The sequence below is a fragment of the Pseudomonas sp. PI1 genome, from assembly GCF_000812405.1.
Taxonomy (GTDB): domain Bacteria; phylum Pseudomonadota; class Gammaproteobacteria; order Pseudomonadales; family Pseudomonadaceae; genus Pseudomonas; species Pseudomonas citronellolis.
Window position 1 is genome coordinate 165,926 of the sequence record NZ_JWMC01000045.1, and the last position, 23,802, is coordinate 189,727.

A 23,802-nucleotide genomic window follows, 5' to 3' on the forward strand; every position below is an offset into this window, starting at 1 on the left:
AAACGCGAAATCCAGGTTGTTTTTTAACCAGCTGGACCGATCCGGAGGTTTTCACACAGCCTGCTAGGCGGGGCTTTTCACAACGCCGTCGCGATCAGATCGCGCCGCGCTGGCGCAGCAGGTCGAGGACCGCTTTCACGCCCTCTTCCACCGACTGGTGGTGGGTGTCGATCACCAGGTCGGCATCCAGCGGCACGTCGTAGGGGAAGGACTCGCCGGGGATGTTGTCCTGGCCGGCCGCGTACAGGCCCTGCGGGTCGCGCTCGCGGCAGACCTGCGGCGAGGCCTGGACGTAGACGGTGATCAGGCGCTCGTCGCCGATCAGCGCCTTGGCCCGCTCGCGGCCTTCGGCGCTGGGGGCGACGAAGGCGCACAGGCTGATCAGCCCGGCCTCGTTGAACTGCCTCGCGACGTGGGCGGTGCGCAGCCAGTTCTCGGTGCGCCCGGCGCGGTCCTGCGGCAGGCCCTTGTTCAGGTCGTGGCGCAGGTTCTGGCCGTCCAGCACGTAGACTGCGCGGCCCATGTCGAACAGCTTGCGCTCCAGGGCGTAGGCCAGGGTGCTCTTGCCGGCGCCGGAGAGGCCGCTGAACAGCACCGTGGCCGGCTGCTGGCCGAAGCGTGCGGAGCGCTCCTCGCGGCTCACGTGGGCGCCCTGGCCGTGATGGCTGGCATGGCTCTGGCCGGCCTGCGGCGCGGCGATGATCATGCCGGCGCCGACGGTGCCGTTGGTCAGCCGGTCGATGACGATGAAGGCGCCGGTGGTGCGGTTCTGCGCGTAGCCGTCGAGGGCGATGGGCGCATCCAGGCTGACCTTCACGCGGGCGATCTCGTTGAGCTTGAGTTCGCTGGCGGCGGTCTCTTCCAGGGTGTTCACGTCCACCTTGTGGGCGATGCTCGGGATCGAGCCCGGCACGTAGCTGGTGGCGCGCTTGATGTCGTATTTCTTGCCCGGGAGCATGGGCTCCTCGGCCATCCACACGAGCATGGCGTCGAAACCGTCGGTGACCAGCGGGCGGTTGTCGGCATGCACCAGCATGTCGCCGCGGGAGACGTCGATCTCGTCTTCCAGGGTCAGGGTGATGGCCTGGCCGGGGCCGGCGTGCTCCAGCTCGCCCTCGAAGGTGACGATGGACTTGACCTTGCTGCCCTTGCCCGACGGCAGTGCCACGACCTCGTCGCCCTTGCGCACGATGCCGCTGGCCAGGGTGCCGGCGAAGCCGCGGAAGTTCAGGTTCGGGCGGTTGACGTACTGCACCGGGAAACGCATGTCGTCCAGGTTGCGATCGCCGGCGATCTCGACGCTCTCGAGGATTTCCATCAGCGACTGGCCGGTGTACCAGGGCGAACGCTCGGACTTGTTGACCACGTTGTCGCCCTTGAGCGCCGACATGGGCACGAAGTGCAACGAGCTGGTCTTCAGGTTGATCTTCTCGGCGAACTGCAGGTAGTCGGCCTTGATCTGCTCGAAGACGCCCTGGTCGAAGTCCTTCAGGTCCATCTTGTTGATGGCGACGACGATGTGCTTGATGCCCAGCAAGGATGCGATGAAGCTGTGCCGGCGGGTCTGCGTCTGCACGCCGTAGCGGGCGTCGATCAGGATGATGGCCAGGTCGCAGGTGGAGGCGCCGGTGGCCATGTTGCGGGTGTACTGCTCATGGCCGGGAGTGTCGGCGATGATGAACTTGCGCTTGGCGGTGCTGAAGTAGCGGTACGCCACGTCGATGGTGATGCCCTGCTCGCGCTCGGCCTGCAGGCCGTCGACCAGCAGCGCCAGGTCGACTTCGTCGCCGGTGGTGCCGACCTTCTTGGAATCCTTGGTGATAGCTTCCAGATGGTCTTCGTAGATCATCTTGGAGTCGTGCAGCAGGCGCCCGATCAGGGTGCTCTTGCCATCGTCGACGTTGCCGCAGGTGAGGAAGCGCAGCAGTTCCTTGCGCTCGTGCTGGGCCAGGTAGGCGAGGATGTCCTCGCTGATCAGATCGGATTGGTGACTCATTGCATTCTCCGAGCTGGAAGCTTGAAGCTGGAAGCTTGAAGCCAACAGCGCATCGCAGTATCAGTCTTGGCGTATCACGCGAATCAGACTGGACAGCATGGCGGCGATTTCCCGGGTTTCCTGAATACTGGTCTGCGCAAAATCCCTCGGCACAAAACCAACATCCAGTCCGATGTACAGTTGGGTTCGTAGCTCCGCACAGGAGCCTTTCGCGATCAGCAGGAACCTGACCTTCTCCCGAGCCCCGTCCCGGCTCATGCCCTCGGCAATATTGCTCGGAATCGAAAGCCCAGCTCGAGTGATCTGGTCCCTGAACCCCAGGTCTCTCAGGCTACCCAGTTCTCGATAAAGATTTGCCGAGAGCCGGGCCGCCCGCTTCCACACATCCAGTTTTTCGAAATCCATGCAGCCATCCCTGCCGCTCTTGCTTCAAGCTTCCCGCTTTCAGCTTCAAGCTTAGAAATACCCCTGCCGCTTCTTCTCTTCCATGGAACCTGCCTGATCGTGGTCGATGACCCGGCCCTGGCGTTCGGAAGTGCGCGTCAGCAGCATTTCCTGGATGATTTCCGGCAGCGTGGTGGCGGTGGATTCCACCGCGCCGGTCAGCGGGTAGCAGCCCAGGGTACGGAAGCGCACCATCTTCTTCTGGATGCTGGCCTTCTGCTCGTCGCTGAGGTGCTCGAGGATGCGCTCGTCGTCGATCATGATCAGCGCGCCGTTCATCTCGATGACTTCGCGCTCGGCGGCGAAGTACAGCGGGACGATCGGGATCTGTTCCAGGTAGATGTATTGCCAGATGTCCAGCTCGGTCCAGTTGGACAGCGGGAAGACGCGGATCGACTCGCCCTTCTTCACCTTGCCGTTGTAGACGTTCCACAGCTCCGGGCGCTGGTTCTTCGGGTCCCAGCGGTGCTTGCTGTCGCGGAAGGAGTAGACGCGCTCCTTGGCGCGGGACTTCTCCTCGTCGCGGCGGGCGCCACCGAAGGCGGCGTCGAAGCCGTACTTGTCGAGCGCCTGCTTGAGGCCCTCGGTCTTCATGATGTCGGTGTGCTTGGCGCTGCCGTGGGTGAAGGGGTTGATGTCCTGGGCCACGCCATCGGGGTTGATGTGGGTGATCAGGTCCAGGCCCATCTCCTCGACCATCTTGTCGCGGAAGCGGTACATCTCCTGGAATTTCCAGCGGGTGTCGACGTGCATCACCGGGAACGGCAGCTTGCCGGGGAAGAAGGCCTTGCGCGCGAGATGCAGCATCACCGCGCTGTCCTTGCCGATCGAGTACAGCATCACCGGGTTGTCGAACTCGGCGGCCACCTCGCGGATGATGTGGATGCTTTCCGCCTCCAGCTGTTTCAGATGCGTCAGTTTGTCGACCATGGCTACTCACGGAATTGCTTATGGACGGCCTTCGGGCCGTAGACGAGGGCGCACTCTACCACAACGTCAGACTCTAACCGGGCGGCCACTTATACCGAAAGAATATACCCATATAGCCACTTGTCAGACCGCGCCAGCGCCCAGGAGACTAAGGCCCCGGGCTTGGCCGGGCGGATGGGGCGCGCCGCTGGAAACGAGATATCCACAGACGCCCGCCTCTCCGACGAACTGCCCTTCACCCGCAAAGCCGCCACCCGCTCCGAGCCCGGAAACAGATTCAGGAGGAAGCGCATCCCGCCCTCCGCTAGAGTAGGCCCCGGTAAGCGCCCCCATCTGCGCTACCCTATTCCTCATTCCCCACGCCCCAGCAGATTTCCCATGCGCCGCATCGCTCCGCTCCTGCCCCTGTTCCTCCTCATCGCCGCCTGCAGCAGCAAGCCCACCGCGCCGACGCCGGCAGCCGCCCCGCAGAAAAGCGCCGCCACCGGCACGACGCGCCTGTACACCCCGGCGAACCCGGTGCAGCCGATCCGCCCGCTGACCGGCGACTTCGCCAACAACCCCAACGCCCAGCGCTTCGTCGACCGGATGGTCAGCCTGCACGGCTTCGATCGCCAGCAGTTGCAGGACGTGCTGGGCCGCACCCAGCGCCTGGACTGGGTGATCCGCCTGATGGACCGCCAGGCGCCGACCTACCAGGCGCCTAGCGGGCCGAACGGCGCCTGGCTGCGCTACCGCAAGAAGTTCATCACCCCGGACAACATCCAGAACGGCGTGGCCTTCTGGAACCAGTACGAAGACGCCCTCGAACGCGCCTCGAAGACCTACGGCGTGCCGCCGGAGATCATCGTCGGCATCATCGGCGTGGAAACCCGCTGGGGCCGGGTGATGGGCAAGACGCGGATCATGGATGCCCTGGCCACCCTGGCCTTCGACTACCCGCGGCGCGCCGACTTCTTCACCGGCGAGCTGGAGCAGTTCCTCCTGCTGGCGCGCAAGGAGCGCGACGACCCGCTGGCCCTGCGCGGCTCCTACGCCGGCGCCATGGGCTACGGCCAGTTCATGCCGACCTCGTTCGCCCGCTACGCGGTGGACTTCGATGGCGACGGCCACGTCGACCTGTGGGACCCGCAGGACGCCATCGGCAGCGTCGCCAACTATTTCCAGCAGCACGGCTGGGTCACCCACGACAGCATCGCCGTGCCGGCCAGCGGCCAGGCGCGCGGGCTCGAGGATGGCTTCAAGACGCAGTATCCGCTCCAGACGCTGAGCGCCGCCGGGCTGCGCCCGCAGGCGCCGCTGGGCAAGCACCAGAGCGCCAGCCTGCTGCGCCTGGACATGGGCCGCAACTACCAGTACTGGTACGGCCTGCCGAACTTCTACGTGATCACCCGCTACAACCACAGCACCCACTACGCGATGGCGGTCTGGCAGCTCGGCGCGGCCGTGGACCAGGCCCGGCGCCGCTACGCCTCGACGCCGTGAGCGCCCGCGGCGCTCAGGCGGGGTTCGGGCAGTCGATGAAGCGGTGCTCGATGCCGAAGCGCTCGGCCAGGTAGCGGCCCAGCGCCTGCACGCCGTAGCGCTCGGTGGCGTGGTGGCCGGCGGCGATGAAGGTGATGCCGTTCTCGCGGGCGCTGTGCACCGTCTGCTCGGAGACCTCGCCGGTGAGGTAGGCGTCCACGCCCGCCGCGATGGCCTGGTCGATGTAGCCCTGGGCGCCGCCGGTGCACCAGGCGATGCGCCGGATCGGCCGCTCGCCTTCCACCAGCAGCGGCTCGCGGCCCAGCACCCGGGCCACGTGGGCGGCGAAATCGGCCGGCGCCACGGGTGCCGCGGGCGCGCCCAGCAGCACGATGGAACGCGGGTTGCCCGGCTCCAGCGGGCCTTCGATGTCCAGGCCGAGCTGCTGGCCCAGCTGCACGTTGTTGCCCACCTGCGGGTGCAGGTCCAGCGGCAGGTGGTAGGCGATCAGGCTGATGTCGTGGGCCAGCAGGGTCTTCAGGCGGCGCTGCTTCATGCCCACCACGCAAGGGTTCTCGCCCTTCCAGAAGTAGCCATGGTGGACCAGCACCGCATCGGCCTGCGCGGCCACCGCCGCGTCCAGCAGCGCCTGGCTGGCGGTCACGCCGCTGACGATGCGCCGCACCTGCGGCCGGCCCTGCACCTGCAGACCATTGGGGCAGTAGTCCTGAATGCGCGCGGCGTCCAGGTAGCGGTCGGCCTCTTCGACCAGCTCGGTCAGATCGATCGCCATCGAATTTCCTCCAGGCATTAGGGGAGACGGCTATTTTCTTGCCACGCCGCCCGTATAATGGCGGCCACCCTAGCGGCCTTCCCCAGGCCGAGCAACCCCCAAGGATCGTCCTCCGATGCTGAAGGCCCTGCGTTTTCTCGGCTGGCCCGCGCTTGTCGGCGTCTTGCTGGCGCTGCTGATCATCCAGCGTAACCCCGAATGGGTCGGCCTGCCCGAACAGGAAGTCCACCTGCAGCAGGCGCCCCTGCTCAGCCGCCTGCAGCAGGGCCCCGGAACCTATGCCGACGCCGTGACCCGCGCCGCGCCGGCGGTGGCCAACCTGTACACCACCAAGATGGTCAGCCGGCCGGGCAACTCGATGCTCGACGACCCGCTGTTCCGCCGCTTCTTCGGCGACAACCTGCCGCAGCAGAAGCGCATGGAGTCGAGCCTGGGCTCGGCGGTGATCATGAGCCCCGAGGGCTACCTGCTGACCAACAACCACGTCACCGCCGGCGCCGACCAGATAGTCGTGGCCCTGCGCGACGGCCGCGAAACCACGGCGCGCCTGGTCGGCAGCGACCCGGAAACCGACCTCGCGGTGCTCAAGATCGACCTCAAGGACCTGCCGGTGATGACCCTCGGCCGCTCCGACGGCATCCGCACCGGCGACGTCTGCCTGGCCATCGGCAACCCCTTCGGCGTGGGCCAGACGGTGACCATGGGCATCATCAGCGCCACCGGCCGCAACCAGTTGGGGCTGAACACCTACGAAGACTTCATCCAGACCGACGCGGCGATCAACCCGGGCAACTCCGGCGGCGCCCTGGTCGACGCCAGCGGCAACCTGGTGGGCATCAACACCGCCATCTTCTCCAAGTCCGGCGGCTCCCAGGGCATCGGCTTCGCCATCCCGATCAAGCTGGCGCTGGAGGTGATGAAGTCGATCGTCGAGCACGGCTCGGTGATCCGCGGCTGGCTGGGCGTCGAGGTGCAGCCGCTGACGCCGGAGCTGGCCGAGTCCTTCGGCCTGCAGGACCAGGGCGGGGTGGTGGTCGCCGGTGTCTACCGCGACGGCCCGGCCGCCCAGTCCGGCATGCAGCCGGGCGACATCATCCTCGACATCGACGGCAAGAAGGCCGCCGACGGCCGCACCGCGATGAACCAGGTGGCGCGCACCAAGCCGGGCGAGAAGATCAGCATCCAGGTGCTGCGCAACGGCAAGCACGTCACCCTGGAGGCGGAAGTGGGCCTGCGCCCGCCGCCCACTCCGCCGGTGCAGCAACCGCAGCAGCAGTAACGAAGAACGGCGCCCGAGGGCGCCGTTGCTTTTCCGCCGGGCGTGGCTCAGAGCCGCGTGCGCAGGGCGTCCAGCAGCGCCTGGTTCTGCTCCTCGGTGCCGATGCTGATGCGCAGAAACTGGGCGATGCGCGCCTGCTTGAAGTGGCGGACGATCACACCCTGCTCGCGCAGGCCGGCGGCCAGTTCGGCGGCGTCGTGGCGCGGGTGGCGGGCGAAGATGAAGTTGGCCGCCGACGGCAGCACCTCGAAGCCCATGCCACTCAGTTCGCCGACCAGCTTCTCGCGGCTGTCGATCACCGCCTGGCAGGTGCGCTGGAAGTACTCGCGGTCCTCGAAGGCGGCGATGGCGCCGGCCTGGGCCACGCGGTCCAGCGGGTAGGAGTTGAAGCTGTTCTTGACCCGCTCCAGGGCCTCGATCAGGTCCTCGTGGCCGACCGCCAGGCCGACGCGCAGCCCGGCCAGGGAACGCGACTTGGACAGCGTCTGCGCCACCAGCAGGTTCGGGTAGCGCTCCACCAGGCCGATGGCCGTCTCGCCGCCGAAGTCGACGTAGGCCTCGTCCACCAGCACCACGCTGTCCGGGTTGGCCAGCAGCAGGCGCTCGATGGCGTCCAGCGGCAGCAGGCAGCCGGTCGGCGCGTTGGGGTTGGGGAAGATGATGCCGGCGTTGGGGCGGGCGTAGTCCTCGACGCGGATCTGGAACTGCTCGTCCAGCGCCAGCGCCTCGAAGGGAATGCCGTAGAGGCCGCAGTACACCGGGTAGAAGCTGTAGGTCACGTCGGGGAACAGCAGCGGCCGGCCGTCGTGCTGGAACAGCGCGTGGAAGGCGTGGGCCAGCACCTCGTCGGAGCCGTTGCCGACGAACACCTGGCCCGGGCGCACGCCGTAGTAATCGGCGATGGTCTGCTTCAGGGGCTCGGCGTTGGGGTCCGGGTACAGCCGCAGGGCGTCGCCCAACTCGGCCTGCATGGCGGCCAGCGCCTTGGGCGACGGGCCGTAGGGGTTCTCGTTGGTGTTCAGCTTGGCCAGCCTGGCCAGCTTGGGTTGCTCACCCGGCACGTAGGGCACCAGGTCCTTGACGAAGGGGCTCCAGAACTTGCTCATCGCCCTCGCTCCTTTAAAAGATTCGCTGAAGGCTGGAGGGCTTGAGGCTGAACGAAAAAGCGAAACCCACTTCGTCCAGCCTCAAGCCTCCAGCGGCTTTTATCGGTTTTTATCGGCTTTTCAGCCCTTGATCCGGTATTCGGCGCTGCGCGCGTGGGCGGTCAGCGACTCGCCGCGAGCCAGGACCGAGGCGGTCTTGCCGAGCACCGAGGCGCCGTCGGCCGAACAGAAGATGATCGACGAGCGCTTCTGGAAGTCATACACGCCCAGCGGCGAGGAGAAGCGCGCGGTGCCGGAGGTGGGCAGCACGTGGTTCGGGCCCGCGCAGTAATCGCCCAGGGCCTCGGCGGTGTAGCGGCCCATGAAAATGGCGCCGGCGTGGCGGATGTTCGGCAGCCAGCTTTCCGGGTCGGCCACCGACAATTCCAGGTGCTCCGGGGCGATGCGGTTGGCCACCTGGCAGGCCTGGGCCTGGTCGGCGACCTGGATCAGCGCGCCGCGATTGCCCAGCGAGGTGCGGATGATCTCGGCGCGCTCCATGGTCGGCAGCAGCTTCTCGATGCTGGCGGCGACCTTGTCGAGGAAGGCGGCGTCCGGGCTGACCAGGATCGACTGGGCGTCCTCGTCGTGCTCGGCCTGGGAGAACAGGTCCATGGCGATCCAGTCCGGGTCGGTGCCGCCGTCGCAGACCACGAGGATTTCCGAGGGGCCGGCGATCATGTCGATGCCCACCTGGCCGAACACGTGACGCTTGGCGGTGGCCACGTAGATGTTGCCCGGGCCGACGATCTTGTCCACCTGGGGCACGCTCTCGGTGCCGTAGGCCAGCGCGGCCACGGCCTGGGCGCCGCCGATGGTGAAGACGCGGTCGACGCCGGCGATGCAGGCGGCGGCGAGGACGATCTCGTTGATCTCGCCACGCGGCGTCGGCACTACCATCACCACTTCGGCGACGCCGGCGACCTTCGCTGGAATCGCGTTCATCAGCACCGAGGACGGGTAGGAAGCCTTGCCGCCGGGCACGTACAGGCCGGCGCGGTCCAGCGGGGTGACCTGCTGGCCGAGCACGGTGCCGTCGGCCTCGGTGTAGCGCCAGGAGTCCTGCTTCTGCTTCTCGTGGTAGCTGCGCACGCGCTCGGCGGCGGTTTCCAGCGCCTCGCGCTGGGCCGGGGTGATGCGCGTCAGGGCCAGTTCCAGGCGCTCGCGCGGCAGGATCAGGTCGGCCATGCTGGCGACCGCGAGGCCGTCGAAGCGCTGGGTAAGCTCCACCAGGGCGGCGTCGCCACGGCTGCGCACGTCGGCGATGATATCCAGCACGCGCTGGTTCACGGCGTCGTCGGACACGCTTTCCCAGGACAGCAGATGGTCCAGATGACGCGCGAAGTCCGGATCGGCGGCGTTGAGTCGACGGATGGCGAAGGGTGCGGTCATAGCTGGCCTCTTAAAATTGGCGTGATCTCGGGCGCCGCTAGACTAGCAAGCCCACCGTGCGGGCACCCGAGAAAATTTGGCTATGACACGGATAGGCGGGCGCGGCGGGAAGGCCGCGCAGGGAATTACGCCCGGTGTCGAGACTCCACCGCTTCACGCAGAGTGTCGATCAGGGCCTGGATGCGCGCGTGCTGCATCTTCATCGAGGCCTTGTTGACGATCAGCCGCGAGCTGATGTGGGCGATCAGCTCCTGGGGTTCCAGGCCGTTGGCGCGCAGGGTGTTGCCGGTGTCGACCACGTCGATGATCTTGTCGGCCAGGCCGACCAGCGGCGCCAGCTCCATGGAGCCGTACAGCTTGATCACCTCGACCTGGCGGCCCTGCTCGGCGTAGTAGCGCTTGGCCACGTTGACGAACTTGGTGGCCACCCGCAGGCGCCCCTTGGGCTCGGCCGCGCCGACCGCGCCGGCGGTCATCAGCTTGCAGTTGGCGATCTTCAGGTCCAGCGGCTCGTACAGCCCCTGGCCGCCGTATTCGAGCAGCACGTCCTTGCCGGCCACGCCGAGGTCGGCGGCGCCGTGCTCGACGTAGGTCGGCACGTCGGTGGCGCGGACGATCAGCAGGCGCACGTCGTCGAGGCTGGTGGGGATGATCAGCTTGCGGCTCTTGTCCGGGTTCTCGGTCGGCACAATGCCTGCCGCTGCGAGCAGCGGCAGGGTGTCATCGAGGATCCGGCCCTTGGACAGGGCGATGGTCAGCATGTCTGGTCAGCCCTAGCCCGGTACGCGGCGGATTTTGGCGCCGAGCAGTTGCAGCTTCTCTTCGATGCACTCGTAGCCACGGTCGATGTGGTAGATGCGGTCGATCAGGGTGTCGCCCTCGGCCACAAGGCCAGCGATCACCAGGCTGGCGGAAGCGCGCAGGTCGGTGGCCATGACCGGGGCGCCCTTGAGCTGCGGCACGCCGGTGACGATGGCGGTGTTGCCCTCGACGAGAATCTGCGCGCCCATGCGGTTCATCTCGTAGACATGCATGAAGCGGTTCTCGAACACGGTCTCGATCACTGCGCCGGTACCTTCAGCCACGGCGTTCAGCGAGATGAACTGGGCCTGCATGTCGGTGGGGAACGCCGGGTACGGCGCGGTGCGGATGTTCACCGCCTTCGGCCGGTTGCCCTTCATGTCCAGCTCGATCCAGTCGTTGCCGGTGTTGATGTGCGCACCGGCCTCTTCCAGCTTCAGCAGCACCGCCTCGAGGATGGTCGGGTCGGTGTCCTTGAGCTTGACGCGGCCACCGGTGGCGGCGGCGGCGACCAGGTAGGTGCCGGTCTCGATGCGGTCGGGCAGCACGTTGTACTTGGCGCCGCCCAGGCGCTTCACGCCATCGATGACGATGGTGTCGGTGCCGGCGCCCTGGATCTGCGCGCCCATGGCGATCAGGCAGTTGGCCAGGTCGACCACTTCCGGCTCGCGGGCGGCGTTTTCCAGCACGGTGCGGCCGTTGGCCAGGGCCGCGGCCATCATGATGTTCTCGGTGCCGGTCACGGACACGGTATCGAAGAAGAAGTGCGCGCCACGCAGGCCGCCGGCCGGGGCCTTGGCCTTGATGTAGCCGCCCTCGACGGTGATCTGCGCGCCCATGGCCTCGAGGCCGCGGATGTGCAGGTCGACCGGACGCGAGCCGATGGCGCAGCCGCCGGGCAGGGCCACCTCGGCCTCGCCGAAGCGCGCGACCATGGGGCCGAGCACCAGGATCGAGGCGCGCATGGTCTTCACCAATTCATAAGGCGCGACCAGGGTCCTGATGCTGTTGGCGTCGACTTCGACGTTGAGCTTCTCGTTGATCACCGGCTGCACGCCCATGCGACCGAACAGCTCGATCATGGTGGTGATGTCGTGCAGGTGCGGCAGGTTGCACACGGTGACCGGAGTATCCGCCAGCAGGGTGGCGGCAAGGATCGGCAGCGCGGAGTTCTTGGCGCCGGAGATGCGGATTTCGCCGTCGAGACGGGAACCGCCGGTAATGATCAGTTTGTCCATAGCAGGTATATCCCCGGCGGCTCAGGAACGCTCGGCCCAGGCGGCGCGGCTGAAGAATTTCATGGTCACGGCATGGATGGCGCCACTGGCGATCCACTCGTTAAGGTGCGCGTAGATCTGCTGCTGACGTTTCACCGGGCTCAAACCGGCCAGTTCGTCACTGATCAGGTTCAGCTGGAAGTTGCAGCCTTCGCCTTCCACTTCGACCTGGGTACCCGGGAGCTTGGCTTCCAGGATGTTCTTGACTTCAATCGCCTGCATGCTCGACCTCGATCGGCGCTCAACGCGCGCGGGCCGGCAATGATACAAAAAAGCCCCCCGCCTGCGAACCCCGCCAGGGGAAGTCGCGGACGGAGGGCCTTTCGAGCGCCCCGATCAGCCCTGCAGCGGCAGGATGTCGTCGAGGTCGCTGACCTTGGCGATGTCTTGCATGTCTTTCGGCAAGCCACGGACCTGCAGGCTCTTGCCCGCCTGCTGCGCATCGCGCAGGAAGGCCAGCAGCAGCGACAGGCCGACGCTGCTGGACTTCTCCACCGCCGAACAATCCACCACCAGCTGCTGGGCGCCGCTCGCGGCGATCAGGGCCTTGCCCTGCTCGCGCAGCTGCGTGCCGCTGCGGTAGTCGAGCACCCCGGCCAGGCGCAGCTCGCCGGCCGCGCCCTCGCTGATGCTGGCGGCGCTGGTCATTGCGCGCCACCCTCGTCCGGGTTGCCCTTGGCGGCATCCTTGGCATGGGCGACCACCTGGTCCCAACCGGCGATGGTCTTCTCCAGGTCGTTGCCGTTCTTCTGCATGGAGTCGGCGAACTGGTCGCGGAACAGCTTGCCGATGTTGATGCCGTTGATGATCACGTTGCGCAGGCGCCAGGTCCCCGACTGGTTGACCATGGTGTACTGCACCGGATAGACGGTGCCCTTGCTGTCACGGATCTCCATGTTCACGCTGGAGCGCTCCGGGTCCTGCTTGCCGGTGGAGGGCAGCACGCGGATGTCCTGGTTGTCGTACTCGAGCAGGGCGTTGCCGTAGAACTGCATCAGGCTGTTCTTGAACACCGTCTCGAAGCGCTTGATCTGCTCCGGGGAGGCCTGGCGCGAATACTTGACGGTCATCACGCCCCTGGCGATGCCCTCGGAGTCCACCACCGGGCCGAGGATGCGATCCAGGGCGGCGTAGAGCTGCTTGGGATCGGCACGGTAGGCCGGCTTGTTGGCCTTGAGGTCGGACAGCAGGTTGTCGACGGTCTGCTGCACCACTTGCTGCGCATTGGGCGCAGCGCTGGCGATCAGCGGCAGTGCTGCGAGCAGGACCAGCAGGCCGCGGCGCAGGAGAGTCAGCATGGCGTTCATCCTCATCATCCTCATTGCTTCTTGGGCTCTTCTTTGTTGACCGAGTTCAACAGGAACTTGCCGATCAGGTCCTCCAGCACCAGCGCGGACTGGGTGTCGTGGATGACGCCGCCGTCCGTGAGCATCTTGTCGTCGCCGCCGACGCTGATGCCGATGTATTTCTCGCCCAGCAGGCCTGCGGTGAGGATAGACGCGGTGGAGTCGTCCGGCAGGTTGTTGACGCTCTTGTTGATTTCCATGGTCACCCGGCCACGGTAGCTGTCGTGGTCCAGGTCCACGGCGACCACCTTGCCGATGGTCACGCCGGCCATGGTCACCTTGCCGCGCACGGTCACGCCGGCGACGTTGTCGAAGTAGGCATACAGCTGGTAGGTGTCATTGGAATGCCCGATGGTCAGGCCGCTGACACGCAGCGCCAGCAGCAGCAGGGCCAGCAGGCCGCCGAGAAGAAACAGGCCTACACCGATTTCCAGGGTGCGGGTTTGCATCAGAAGTCTCCAAACATCAAAGCGGTCAGTATGAAGTCCAGCCCCAGTACCGCCAGGGAGGCATAGACCACGGTTCGAGTCGTTGCGCGGCTGATCCCTTCGGAGGTCGGCTCGCAGTCATAGCCCTGGAACACGGCGATCCAGGTCACCACGAAGGCGAACACCACGCTCTTGATCACGCCATTGAGCACATCCTCGCCGAATTGCACGCTGTTCTGCATGTTCGACCAGAAGGAACCCTCGTATACGCCCAGCCAGTCGACGGCGACGGCGGCGCCGCCCCAGATGCCGACCACGCTGAAGATCGCCGCCAGCAGCGGCATCGAAATGAAGCCGGCCCACAGGCGCGGCGCGATCACGTAGCGCAGCGGGTCGACGCCGATCATCTCCAGGCTGGAGAGCTGCTCGGTGGATTTCATGTTGCCGATCTCGGCGGTCAGCGCGGAACCGGCGCGGCCGGCGAACAGCAGGCCGGTCACCACCGGGCCCAGTTCGCGCAGCAGGGTCAGGGCCACCATCTGCCCCACCGCCTGCTCCGAACCATAGTCCTTGAGGATGTTGTAGCCCTGCAGGGCCAGCACCATGCCGATGAAGACGCCCGAAACCACGATGATCGCCAGCGACAGCACGCCCACCGAGTACAGCTGCTTGACCAGCAGCTGGCCCATGCCGCCGGGCACCCGGCGGCCGAGCATGGCGTGGCCGAGGAACAGCGTGGAACGGCCGAGCGCCTCGAGCACGTCGAGGCCCGACCGCCCGAGCAGGCGAATCCGCTCGAGCAGTGAAGTCTTGCGCATCAGCGTTCCCCCAGCAGGTCGGCGCGATAGTCGCGCGCGGGATAGTGGAAGGGCACCGGACCATCCGGAATCCCCTTCATGAACTGGCGCACGCGCGGATCGTCGAGCTCCTTGAGCTCCGCCGGCGTGCCCTGCCCCAGCACCTTGCCGTCGCCGACGATATAGATGTAGTCGGCGATGCTGGCGGTTTCCGCCAGGTCGTGGGAGACCACGATGCTGGTGATGCCCAGGGCATCGTTGAGCAGGCGGATCAGCCGCACCAGCACGCCCATGGCGATCGGGTCCTGGCCGACGAAGGGTTCGTCGTACATGAGGATCTGCGGGTCCAGGGCGATCGCCCGGGCCAGCGCCACGCGGCGCTTCATGCCCCCGGACAGCTCGTCCGGCATCAGCTCCAGCGCCCCGCGCAGGCCCACGGCCTGCAGCTTCATCAGGACGATGTCGCGGATCATCTCCTCGGGCAGGTCGGTGTGCACCCGCAGCGGGAAGGCGACGTTCTCGAACACGTCCAGGTCGGTGAACAGCGCGCCGCTCTGGAACAGCACGCCGAACTGCTTGCGCAGGTCGAACAGGTCGGCGCGGGCCAGCTTCGGCAGGTTCTGCCCGTTGACCATGACGTCGCCCTTGACCGGGCGCAGCTGTGCGGCGATCAGGCGCAGCAAGGTGGTCTTGCCGCAACCCGACGGCCCCATGATGCCGGTGACCTTGCCGCGCGGAATACGGATATCCACGTTGTCGAAGATGGCGCGGGTACCGCGCTTGAAGGTGACCCCCTTCAGCTCGACAGCGTATTTTTCATCGGTGCTCATAGAACTCCTTGCATGACGGCCCTGTCCCTGCAATGCCCCGTCGAACCGTCGGAACACGGTAACGCAAGACAGGCCGAACGGCGGCGAACTATAGCATTGGCGCGCGCGGCGGCCCAAGGCCCGCCGCCGGCGATTCAGCTCGGATTCAGCTTTCCCTGTGCAAGATCCGGTATCGGCAGGGTGAAGCCCGGACCGCTTTACCGTTATAATCTCGCCCTTCACTTCGCCCCACGCGATCGGAACATGAGCCAGAATCACGATTTCATCCAGTCGGCACAACGCACCATCGGCCTCGAGCGCGATGCGGTGGATGCCCTGCTGCCACGCATCGGGGCCGATTTCTCCAGGGCCTGCGAACTGCTGCTCGGCTGCACCGGCCGCGTGGTGGTGGTCGGCATGGGCAAGTCCGGGCACATCGCCCGCAAGATCGCCGCCACCCTGGCCAGCACCGGCACCCCGGCGTTCTTCGTGCACCCGGCCGAGGCCAGCCACGGCGACATGGGCATGATCACCAGGGACGACGTGGTCCTGGCGCTGTCCAACTCCGGCTCCACCGCCGAGATCATCACCCTGCTGCCGCTGATCGCCCGCCTGGGCATCACCCTGGTGAGCATGACCGGCAACCCCGAGTCGCCGCTGGCCAAGGCCGCCGCGGTGAACCTGGACGCCAGCGTCGAACACGAGGCCTGCTCGCTGAACCTGGCGCCGACCTCCTCCACCACCGTCTCCCTGGTGCTCGGCGACGCCCTCGCCGTGGCCCTGCTGGAAGCCCGCGGCTTCACCGCCGAGGACTTCGCCTTCTCCCATCCGGGCGGCGCCCTGGGCCGGAGATTGTTGCTGAAAGTGGAAAACATCATGCACGTGGGTGAAGAACTGCCGCAGGTCTCCCCCGGCACTTCGCTCAGCGGCGCCCTGCTGGAAATGACCCGCAAGGGCCTGGGCATGACCATCGTCCTCGGCGCGGACGGCCGCCTGGCCGGCGTGTTCACCGACGGCGACCTGCGCCGCACCCTGGACAAGGGCGTGGACGTGCGCAGCGCCACCATCGACCAGGTGATGACCGCGCACGGCAAGACCGTGCGCCCGGACATGCTCGCCGCCGAAGCCCTGAAGATCATGGACGACCACAAGATCAACGTCCTGGTGGTGGTCGACGGCGACGACCGCCCGGTCGGCGTGCTGCACGTCCACGACCTGACCCGCGCCGGAGTCATCTGAATGACCGCAGACCTGCTGCAACGCGCCAGTGGCGTGCGCCTGGCGGTGTTCGACGTGGATGGCGTGCTGACCGACGGCAAGCTCTACTTCCTGCCCGACGGCGGCGAGTTCAAGACCTTCAACACCCTCGACGGCCACGGCATCAAGATGCTCATCGCCTCGGGCGTGCGCACCGCCATCATCAGCGGCCGCAAGAGCGCCGTGGTCGAGCGCCGCGCGCAGAACCTGGGCATCGAGCACCTGTTCCAGGGCCGCGAGGACAAGCTGGTGGTCCTCGACCAACTGCTCGCCGAACTCGGGCTAGGCTATGAACAGGTCGCCTACCTGGGCGACGACCTGCCGGACCTTCCGGTCATCCGCCGGGTCGGCCTGGGCATGGCGGTGGCCAGCGCCGACGCCTTCGTTCGCCAGCACGCCCTCGGCGTGACCCAGGCGCGCGGCGGCGAAGGCGCGGCCCGTGAATTCTGCGAACTCATCCTGCGCGCCCAGGGCAACCTCGAGGCGGCGCAAAGCGCCTACCTGTAGAGCCAGACATGCCGAAGACCCTTCGCCAGAAGCTCCTCCTCGCCCTGATCGCGGTCCTGCTGGTCGCACTGGGCTACTACTGGAACGTGCGCCTGGACTTCAACGAGCGCCAGGTCGCGCCGAGCAACGACGCCATCGACTTCTACGCGGCCAATGCCCACAGCCTGCAGTACCGCGAGGATGGCAGCCTGGCCTACGAGATGACCGCCGATCGCCTGGAGCACATGAAAGCCACCGACGTCACCAACGTCACCACGCCGGACCTGTTCTTCTTCCGCGAGGGCGAGCCACAGCCGTGGCACGTGCAGAGCGTGCGCGCCGAGGTCGGCCCGGAAGGCAAGCAGGTCGAACTGATCGACAACGTCCGGGTCCAGCGCACCGACGCGCAGAACCGCACCCTGCTGCTCACCACCACGCGCATGACGGTGTTCCCGGACAAGGATTATGCCGAGACCAGTCAACCCGTTAAGATCACCGAGCCCCAAGGGGTGACCACGGCGGTAGGCATGAAAGCGTATCTGAAAGACAGCCGGATGACCCTGCTGTCCAACGTAAGAGGTCAGCATGAGGTTCGTTAAAACCTTCCCCCTTTTCCTCGGCCTCGTCGCCGCCCTGGGCAGCAGCGCTGGCTGGGCGCTGCCGACGGATCGCGAACAACCGATCCGCGTGCAGGCCGACAGCGCCGAGCTGGACGACAAGCAGGGCGTCGCCGTGTACCGCGGCGACGTGGTGGTGACCCAGGGCAGCATGAAGCTGACCGGCAACACCGTCACCCTCAAGCAGAACAAGGACGGCGAGATCGAGGTGGTCACCTCGGTCGGCAAGCCCGCCTATTTCGAGCAGAAGCCGGCGCCGGACAAGGAAATCACCAAGGCCTACGGCCTGACCATCCAGTACTTCGTCACCCAGAACCGGGTGATCCTGATCGACCAGGCCAAGGTGATCCAGGAAGGCAACACCTTCGAAGGCGAGAAGGTCGTCTATGACACCGAACGGCAGATCGTCAACGCCGGCCGCGCCACCGGCACCCAGGTGACCACCCCGCGCCCGCGCATCGACATGGTCATCCAGCCCAAGAAGAAGCAGGATCAAGCCCAGTAATGGCCACGCTCACCGCACAGCACCTCGCCAAGAGCTACAAGGGTCGCCAGGTCGTCCGCGATGTCAGCATGAGCATCGACAGCGGGCAGATCGTCGGCCTGCTCGGCCCCAACGGCGCCGGCAAGACCACCTGCTTCTACATGATCGTCGGCCTGGTCCGCGCCGACCAGGGCGTGGTCCGCATCGACGAGCAGGACGTCACCAACCTGCCCATGCACGGCCGCGCCCGCGCCGGCATCGGCTACCTGCCGCAGGAAGCCTCGATCTTCCGCAAGCTGTCGGTGGCGGACAACATCGGCGCCATTCTCGAAACCCGCGCCGACCTCGACCGCAACGGCCGCAAGGAGGCCCTGGAGGGCCTGCTGGAGGAGTTCCACATCCACCACATCCGCGACAACCTCGGCATGAGCCTGTCCGGCGGCGAGCGCCGCCGCGTGGAGATCGCCCGCGCCCTGGCCAGCTCGCCGAAGTTCATCCTCCTCGACGAACCCTTCGCCGGCGTGGACCCGATCTCGGTGGGCGACATCAAGCAGATCATCCACCACCTCAAGGCCAAGGGCATCGGCGTGCTCATCACCGACCACAACGTGCGCGAGACCCTGGACATCTGCGAGACGGCCTACATCGTCAACGACGGCCAGTTGATCGCCGAGGGCGATTCCGCGGCCATTCTGGCCAACGAACTGGTCAAGGAAGTCTACCTGGGCCACGAGTTCCGCCTCTGAAGTCCTGCCCCGGCCGTCGCGCCGGGGCGCAACCTCATGTCGCGCCGACGGACAGGCAGCGAATTATGCGCAAACGCCCCTAGGCAAAGTCTGAGAATTCAGGCATATAATTTGCTTCCTAGCGGCGTCCGGGAATTTGGGTCCAGGCGCCCGTAGTCGTGGATTGGGTGCGCTACACGCCCGCGGACAAGGTGCCAAGTTCCAGCCATGAAACCATCGCTCGTCCTCAAGATGGGCCAGCAGCTGACGATGACTCCGCAGCTGCAACAGGCCATCCGACTGCTCCAACTCTCCACCCTGGATCTGCAACAGGAGATCCAGGAGGCGCTGGAATCCAACCCGATGCTCGAGCGCCAGGAAGAAGGCGAAGACTTCGACGGTAGCGACCCCTACGCCGAGGGCGCGGAAACCCCCACCAATACCAACGTCAACTCGCAGAGCGAAAGCTTCCAGGAAACCACCACGCCCAGCGCCGACAGCCTGGACGAAGACCAGTGGGCCGAGCGCATCCCCAACGAGCTGCCAGTCGACACCGCCTGGGAAGACGTCTACCAGACCAGCGCCAGCAGCCTGCCCAGCAACGATGACGACGAATGGGACTTCACCGCCCGCACCTCCGCCGGCGAAAGCCTGCAGAGCCACCTGCTGTGGCAGCTGAACCTCTGCCCCATGTCCGACAGCGACCGCCTGGTGGCCCTGAGCATCATCGACGGCATCAACAACGACGGCTACCTGGAAGAGTCCCTGGAAGACATCCTCACCTCCCTCGACCCCGAGCTGGGCATCGAGATGGACGAGGTGGAAGTGGTGCTGCGGCGCATCCAGCAGATGGAGCCGGCCGGCGTCGGCGCGCGCAACCTGCGCGAATGCCTGCTGCTGCAGCTGCGCCAGATGCCCGCCAACACCCACCTGCTGAGCGAGGCCCTGCGCCTGGTCGCCGACCACCTCGACCTGCTCGGCAGCCGCGACTACACCCAGCTGATGCGGCGCATGAAGCTCAAGGAAGACGAGCTGCGCGAGACCATCGAGCTGATCCAGTCGCTGCACCCGCGCCCGGGTTCGCAGATCGAGTCCGGCGAGGCCGAGTACGTGGTGCCGGACGTGATAGTGCGCAAGCACAACGAGCGCTGGCTGGTGGAGCTGAACCAGGAAGCGGTGCCGCGCCTGCGCGTCAACTCGCAGTATGCCGGCCTGGTGCGCCGCGCCGACTCCAGCGCCGACAACACCTTCATGCGCAACCAGTTGCAGGAAGCCCGCTGGTTCATCAAGAGCCTGCAGAGCCGCAACGAGACGCTGATGAAGGTGGCGACGCAGATCGTCGAGCACCAGCGCGGTTTCCTCGAGTACGGCGAGGAGGCCATGAAGCCGCTGGTCCTGCACGACATCGCCGAGGCGGTGGGCATGCACGAGTCGACCATCTCGCGGGTCACCACGCAGAAATTCATGCACACCCCGCGCGGCATCTTCGAGCTGAAGTACTTCTTCTCCAGCCACGTGAGCACTTCCGAGGGCGGCGAATGCTCGTCCACGGCGATCCGCGCGATCATCAAGAAACTGGTCGCGGCAGAAAGTCCGAAAAAGCCGTTGAGCGACAGCAAGATCGCTGGTTTACTGGAGGCACAGGGCATTCAAGTGGCACGTCGGACAGTCGCCAAGTACCGGGAATCTCTCGGAATAGCTCCATCGAGCGAGCGCAAGCGACTGGTCTGATTGACCCAAGCCAAGGTGTTCCGGCGGCAGGCCCCATAACCTGCCACTTATACACGGGCAATAAGGAGAAAGCGGTATGCAAGTCAACATCAGTGGCCATCAACTGGATGTGACCGACGCCCTGCGCGACTACGTGGTCGAGAAACTCGGCCGACTGGAGCGCCACTTCGACAAGATCACCAATGTTCAGGTCATCATGGAGGTCGAAAAGCTGAAACAGCGTATCGAAGCCACGCTGCACATTTCCGGTGGCGAAGTCGTGGCCTGTGCAGAACACGAAGACATGTACGCCGCCATCGACCTGCTGACCGACAAACTCGATCGACAACTGATCAAACACAAGGAAAAGTACCTCGAACGCCAACAGGGCGTTGGAGTCCGCTAACCCCCCTCCCCTATGATCCGACTTGAGCAGATCCTGTCCCCCGGCCGTTCCCTGGTGAACGTGCCGGGCGGCAGTAAGAAGCGCGTACTCGAACAGATCGCCAACCTGGTCGTGAAAGACCTTCCCGGCCTCGACGCGCAAGACATCTTCGAAAGCCTGGTGGCCCGCGAACGCCTGGGCTCCACCGGCTTCGGCAATGGCATCGCCATTCCCCACTGCCGCCTGACCGGTTGCAAGGCGCCGATCAGCGCCATCCTTCACCTCGATGCGCCGGTGGACTTCGACGCCCTCGACGGCGCTCCGGTCGACCTGGTGTTCGTCCTGCTGGTACCCGAAGCCGCCACCGAGGAGCACCTGGAGCTGCTGCGCCAGATCGCCTCGATGCTCGACCGCGCCGAGGTGCGCGAACGCCTGCGCCGCGCGAGCGATGGCGAGGCGCTGTACCAGATAGTCGTGGAAGTGCAGAACGGCCACTAGCATGCGCCTGATCATCGTCAGCGGCCGTTCCGGCTCCGGCAAGAGCACCGCCCTCAACGTCCTCGAGGACAACGGCTTCTACTGCATCGACAACCTGCCGGCCAGCCTGCTGCCGGACCTGGCCCAGCGCGCGCTGCTGCACACCGAGCTGATGCACCCGCAGGTGGCCGTGTCGATCGACGCGCGCAACCTGCCCAGCCAGCTCAAGCGCTTCCCCGAACTGCTCCAGGAAGCCCGCGACAAGCACATCCAGTGCGACGTGCTGTACCTGGACGCCGACGACGAGACGCTGCTCAAGCGCTTCTCCGAGACGCGCCGGCGCCACCCGCTGACCACCGACACCCGCTCCCTCGCCGAGGCCATCGCCGACGAGGAGCAACTGCTCAGCCCGATCGCCGACCTCGCCGACCTCAAGCTGAACACCACCAGCCTCAACCTCTACCAGTTGCGCGACGTCATCAAGCTGCGCCTGCTGAACAAACCCGAGCCGGGCACCGCCTTCCTCGTCGAGTCGTTCGGCTTCAAGCGCGGCATGCCGGTGGACGCCGACCTGGTGTTCGACGTGCGCTGCCTGCCCAACCCCTACTGGAAACCCGAGCTGCGCGAGCAGTCGGGCCTGGACAAGGGCGTGCAGGAATACCTCGCCGAGCAGGCCGACGTGGAAGAGATGTACCAGGACACCCTGGGCTACCTGAACAAATGGCTGCCGCGCTTCGCCGCCAGCAACCGCGCCTACGTCACCATTGCCATCGGCTGCACGGGCGGCCATCATCGCTCGGTCTACCTCGCCGAGCGCATCGGCAATGCCCTGAAAGCCACCCTGAAGAACGTGCAGATTCGCCACCGCGACCTGAGCTAGCAGCAGATAACGAAAGGACAGCCCCCTCGCGATGCCCGCCCTCGAGATCACCATCATCAACAAGCTCGGCCTACACGCCCGCGCGGCGGCCAAATTCGTCGGCGTGGCCGGCCGCTTCCCGTGCCAGGTCCGCGTCGGTCGCAGCCCGGAGAGCACGGTGGATGGCAAGAGCATCATGGCGGTGATGATGCTGGCCGCGGGCAAGGGCACCAACCTGCACCTGAACGCCGAGGGCGAGCAGGCCGACGAGGCCCTCCAGGCTCTCGTCGACCTGATCAACAACTACTTCGACGAAGGCGAGTGACCGCCTGTCCGCACAGCGCCGGGCGCTAGCCCAGCGACGTATCCAGCACCATCATCAGGCAGAAGCCGACGATCAGGCCCAGGGTCGCCTCCCCGGCATAGCCGCGCCGCTGCGATTCGGGAATGATCTCCCGCACCACCACGTAGAGCATCGCCCCCGCCGCCAGGGCCAGGCCCCAGGGCAGCAGCATCCGCGACACCCCCACCAGCCAGGCGCAGAGCACCGCGAACAGCGGCTCGACCAGCCCGGAAGCCGCGCCGGCCAGCATCGCCCGCACCCGCGACATCCCCGCGCCGGCCAGCACCAGAGCGATGGCCAGGCCTTCGGGCACGTCCTGCAGGGCGATGCCCAGCGCCAGGCCGCCGGCGCCCTGGACCTCGCCGCCGGCGGCGACGCCCACGGCCATGCCCTCGGGAATGTTGTGCAGGACGATGGCCGCGACGAACAGCAGGATGCGGGCGGGAATGGCGGGGGTCGGCGCGTCGTCCAGGTCATGCTGGGCATCGTCCAGCATCCGCCCGGCCAGCATCAGCCCCAGTACCCCCAGGGCCATGCCGAAGCTGACCAGCAACGCGGCGTACAGCGGCGAGCGTCCGCCCGCCTCGACCGCCTCCAGGGCCGGCAGCAGCAGGGAAAAGGCCGTCGCCGCCAGCATCACTCCGGCGCCGAAGCCCAGCAGGGTATCGGCGACCCGCGCCGGCATGCTGCGGATCAGCAGCACGGGCACGGCGCCCAGGGCGGTGCCCAGGGCGCAGATCAGGCCGCCGCTCAGCGCCTGGTACAGCGGCGCCGGCAATTGCAGGCGCGCCAGCAGCAACAGGTGGTTGAACAGCAGGCCGCTGCCCAGCAACACTATCCCCAGGCCGAGCAGCCAGCGCAGGCTGCGCGCGCCGCCCTGCCGCGTGCTTGCCTCTAGCGGGCGCATGGCTTCACTTCCGCGGCGGGCATCAGGCGAGCCCCCGCTGCTCCAGGGCCAGGCGGTAGCGGCGCGCCACTTCCGACCAGTCGACGACCTCGTAGAAGGCCGCGATGTATTCCGGCCGGCGGTTCTGGTACTGCAGGTAGTAGGCGTGCTCCCAGACATCCAGGCCGAGGATGGGGATCAGGTCCTGCATCAGCGGGCTGTCCTGGTTGGCGCTGCTTTCCACCTTCAGGCGGCCCTGGCTGTCGACGCAGAGCCAGGCCCAGCCGCTGCCGAAGCGGGTCAGCGCGGCCTTGGTGAAGGCCTCGCGGAAGGCCGCGTAGCCGCCCAGTTCGGTCTCGATGGCGCGGGCCAGGGCGCCGTCGGGCTCGCCGCCGCCGGTCGGCGACATCACCTGCCAGAACAGCGAGTGGTTGGCATGGCCGCCGCCGTTGTTGATCACCGCGCCGAGCAGCTTCTCCGGCAGGCGGTTGAGCTGCTGCAGCAGTTCCTCCACCGGCAGTTCGGCGAAAGGCGTGCCCTCCAGCGCGGCGTTCAGGTTGTTGACGTAGGTCTGGTGGTGCTTGCTGTGGTGGATCTCCATGGTCCGCGCATCAATGTGCGGCTCCAGGGCGTCGTAGGCGTAGGGCAAGGCGGGAAGACTGTGGGGCATGG

General features: G+C 66.5%; 28 protein-coding genes. 12 read left to right on the forward strand and 16 right to left on the reverse strand.

Annotation, left to right across the window (positions count from 1 at the left end; genetic code table 11):
* Window positions 1–94 precede the first annotated feature (94 nt).
* The 3 genes from cysN to cysD are packed head-to-tail and all read right to left on the reverse strand — an operon-like array spanning window position 95 to window position 3,370.
* Entirely contained in the window at window positions 95–1,996 is a 1,902-nt protein-coding gene (gene cysN / locus RN02_RS15680) for a sulfate adenylyltransferase subunit CysN (RefSeq protein WP_043315214.1), read from the reverse strand.
* Between the two features lie 60 nt (window positions 1,997–2,056).
* Window positions 2,057–2,401: a four helix bundle protein gene (locus tag RN02_RS15685; protein ID WP_043272358.1), complete on the reverse strand. Its 345-nt coding sequence runs from the start codon at window positions 2,399–2,401 to the stop codon at window positions 2,057–2,059.
* A gap of 51 nt (window positions 2,402–2,452) precedes the next feature.
* Window positions 2,453–3,370, reverse strand: coding sequence for a sulfate adenylyltransferase subunit CysD (cysD, locus tag RN02_RS15690; RefSeq protein WP_043272357.1), 918 nt, complete (start codon window positions 3,368–3,370; stop codon window positions 2,453–2,455).
* Between the two features lie 378 nt (window positions 3,371–3,748).
* On the opposite strand from cysD, the gene mltB reads away from it, so the two are divergent.
* Window positions 3,749–4,855 (forward strand): lytic murein transglycosylase B, encoded by a 1,107-nt coding sequence (gene mltB, locus RN02_RS15700; protein WP_043315216.1) that lies wholly within the window; start codon window positions 3,749–3,751, stop codon window positions 4,853–4,855.
* 13 nt (window positions 4,856–4,868) lie between these two features.
* Here mltB and RN02_RS15705 read toward each other — a convergent pair whose 3' ends face one another.
* Window positions 4,869–5,627 (reverse strand): Nif3-like dinuclear metal center hexameric protein, encoded by a 759-nt coding sequence (locus tag RN02_RS15705; RefSeq protein WP_043272354.1) that lies wholly within the window; start codon window positions 5,625–5,627, stop codon window positions 4,869–4,871.
* A 115-nt stretch (window positions 5,628–5,742) separates the two neighbouring features.
* On the opposite strand from RN02_RS15705, the gene algW reads away from it, so the two are divergent.
* Complete coding sequence (algW, locus tag RN02_RS15710; RefSeq protein ID WP_009617842.1) at window positions 5,743–6,906, forward strand: Do family serine endopeptidase AlgW; 1,164 nt, start codon at window positions 5,743–5,745, stop codon at window positions 6,904–6,906.
* 47 nt (window positions 6,907–6,953) lie between these two features.
* Here the strand turns inward: algW and hisC are convergent, their stop codons facing one another.
* The 10 genes from hisC to RN02_RS15760 form a co-directional block, all read right to left on the reverse strand.
* A complete protein-coding gene (hisC, locus tag RN02_RS15715) occupies window positions 6,954–8,012 on the reverse strand; it encodes a histidinol-phosphate transaminase (protein ID WP_043315218.1) in 1,059 nt (352 codons plus the stop codon).
* Between the two features lie 120 nt (window positions 8,013–8,132).
* A complete protein-coding gene (hisD, locus tag RN02_RS15720; RefSeq protein ID WP_009617836.1) occupies window positions 8,133–9,443 on the reverse strand; it encodes a histidinol dehydrogenase in 1,311 nt (436 codons plus the stop codon).
* 125 nt (window positions 9,444–9,568) lie between these two features.
* Window positions 9,569–10,204 (reverse strand): ATP phosphoribosyltransferase, encoded by a 636-nt coding sequence (gene hisG, locus RN02_RS15725; RefSeq protein WP_009617828.1) that lies wholly within the window; start codon window positions 10,202–10,204, stop codon window positions 9,569–9,571.
* A gap of 12 nt (window positions 10,205–10,216) precedes the next feature.
* Complete coding sequence (gene murA, locus RN02_RS15730; RefSeq protein WP_009617826.1) at window positions 10,217–11,482, reverse strand: UDP-N-acetylglucosamine 1-carboxyvinyltransferase; 1,266 nt, start codon at window positions 11,480–11,482, stop codon at window positions 10,217–10,219.
* Window positions 11,483–11,503: 21 nt separating this feature from the next.
* Window positions 11,504–11,743 (reverse strand): BolA family protein, encoded by a 240-nt coding sequence (locus tag RN02_RS15735; RefSeq protein ID WP_009617824.1) that lies wholly within the window; start codon window positions 11,741–11,743, stop codon window positions 11,504–11,506.
* 114 nt (window positions 11,744–11,857) lie between these two features.
* Window positions 11,858–12,169: an STAS domain-containing protein gene (locus RN02_RS15740; RefSeq protein WP_043315219.1), complete on the reverse strand. Its 312-nt coding sequence runs from the start codon at window positions 12,167–12,169 to the stop codon at window positions 11,858–11,860.
* Window positions 12,166–12,819 carry an MlaC/ttg2D family ABC transporter substrate-binding protein gene (locus tag RN02_RS15745; protein ID WP_043272555.1) on the reverse strand — a complete coding sequence of 218 codons (654 nt, stop codon included), beginning with the start codon at window positions 12,817–12,819 and terminating at the stop codon, window positions 12,166–12,168. The genes RN02_RS15740 and RN02_RS15745 overlap by 4 nt, the downstream gene beginning before the upstream one ends.
* Before the next feature lie 20 nt (window positions 12,820–12,839).
* Window positions 12,840–13,316: an outer membrane lipid asymmetry maintenance protein MlaD gene (gene mlaD / locus RN02_RS15750; protein WP_009617817.1), complete on the reverse strand. Its 477-nt coding sequence runs from the start codon at window positions 13,314–13,316 to the stop codon at window positions 12,840–12,842.
* Window positions 13,316–14,113 (reverse strand): lipid asymmetry maintenance ABC transporter permease subunit MlaE, encoded by a 798-nt coding sequence (mlaE, locus tag RN02_RS15755; RefSeq protein WP_009617815.1) that lies wholly within the window; start codon window positions 14,111–14,113, stop codon window positions 13,316–13,318. The genes mlaD and mlaE overlap by 1 nt, the downstream gene beginning before the upstream one ends.
* Entirely contained in the window at window positions 14,113–14,922 is an 810-nt protein-coding gene (locus RN02_RS15760) for an ATP-binding cassette domain-containing protein (RefSeq protein WP_009617813.1), read from the reverse strand. The genes mlaE and RN02_RS15760 overlap by 1 nt, the downstream gene beginning before the upstream one ends.
* Before the next feature lie 243 nt (window positions 14,923–15,165).
* Here RN02_RS15760 and RN02_RS15765 point away from each other — a divergent pair, with 243 nt between their 5' ends.
* The 10 genes from RN02_RS15765 (at window position 15,166) to RN02_RS15810 (ending at window position 22,226) form a co-directional block, all read left to right on the forward strand.
* Window positions 15,166–16,140: a KpsF/GutQ family sugar-phosphate isomerase gene (locus RN02_RS15765; protein ID WP_043315220.1), complete on the forward strand. Its 975-nt coding sequence runs from the start codon at window positions 15,166–15,168 to the stop codon at window positions 16,138–16,140.
* On the forward strand, window positions 16,141–16,665 hold the full coding sequence (locus RN02_RS15770; protein WP_043315221.1) for a KdsC family phosphatase: 525 nt from the start codon (window positions 16,141–16,143) through the stop codon (window positions 16,663–16,665).
* 8 nt (window positions 16,666–16,673) lie between these two features.
* Window positions 16,674–17,243, forward strand: coding sequence for an LPS export ABC transporter periplasmic protein LptC (gene lptC / locus RN02_RS15775; protein ID WP_009617808.1), 570 nt, complete (start codon window positions 16,674–16,676; stop codon window positions 17,241–17,243).
* Window positions 17,230–17,766, forward strand: coding sequence for a lipopolysaccharide transport periplasmic protein LptA (gene lptA / locus RN02_RS15780; RefSeq protein WP_009617806.1), 537 nt, complete (start codon window positions 17,230–17,232; stop codon window positions 17,764–17,766). Before lptC ends, lptA begins: the two co-directional genes overlap by 14 nt.
* Entirely contained in the window at window positions 17,766–18,491 is a 726-nt protein-coding gene (lptB, locus tag RN02_RS15785; protein WP_009617805.1) for an LPS export ABC transporter ATP-binding protein, read from the forward strand. The genes lptA and lptB overlap by 1 nt, the downstream gene beginning before the upstream one ends.
* 207 nt (window positions 18,492–18,698) lie before the next feature.
* Entirely contained in the window at window positions 18,699–20,201 is a 1,503-nt protein-coding gene (locus RN02_RS15790) for an RNA polymerase factor sigma-54 (RefSeq protein ID WP_024128165.1), read from the forward strand.
* A 76-nt stretch (window positions 20,202–20,277) separates the two neighbouring features.
* The gene (gene hpf, locus RN02_RS15795) at window positions 20,278–20,586 is read left to right on the forward strand and encodes a ribosome hibernation-promoting factor, HPF/YfiA family (RefSeq protein WP_009617801.1); all 309 of its coding nucleotides are present in this window, start codon (window positions 20,278–20,280) and stop codon (window positions 20,584–20,586) included.
* Window positions 20,587–20,598: 12 nt separating this feature from the next.
* The gene (gene ptsN / locus RN02_RS15800) at window positions 20,599–21,063 is read left to right on the forward strand and encodes a PTS IIA-like nitrogen regulatory protein PtsN (protein ID WP_009617799.1); all 465 of its coding nucleotides are present in this window, start codon (window positions 20,599–20,601) and stop codon (window positions 21,061–21,063) included.
* A 1-nt stretch (window position 21,064) separates the two neighbouring features.
* The gene (gene rapZ, locus RN02_RS15805) at window positions 21,065–21,922 is read left to right on the forward strand and encodes an RNase adapter RapZ (RefSeq protein ID WP_043315222.1); all 858 of its coding nucleotides are present in this window, start codon (window positions 21,065–21,067) and stop codon (window positions 21,920–21,922) included.
* Between the two features lie 31 nt (window positions 21,923–21,953).
* Entirely contained in the window at window positions 21,954–22,226 is a 273-nt protein-coding gene (locus tag RN02_RS15810) for an HPr family phosphocarrier protein (RefSeq protein ID WP_009617794.1), read from the forward strand.
* Window positions 22,227–22,251: 25 nt separating this feature from the next.
* Here RN02_RS15810 and RN02_RS15815 read toward each other — a convergent pair whose 3' ends face one another.
* Both RN02_RS15815 and RN02_RS15820 read right to left on the reverse strand, forming a co-directional pair.
* Window positions 22,252–23,151, reverse strand: a complete 900-nt coding sequence (locus tag RN02_RS15815) for a ZIP family metal transporter (protein WP_043315224.1) — start codon at window positions 23,149–23,151, stop codon at window positions 22,252–22,254.
* Between the two features lie 22 nt (window positions 23,152–23,173).
* Window positions 23,174–23,800, reverse strand: coding sequence for a superoxide dismutase (locus RN02_RS15820; RefSeq protein WP_043315225.1), 627 nt, complete (start codon window positions 23,798–23,800; stop codon window positions 23,174–23,176).
* Between the last annotated feature and the right edge of the window lie 2 nt (window positions 23,801–23,802).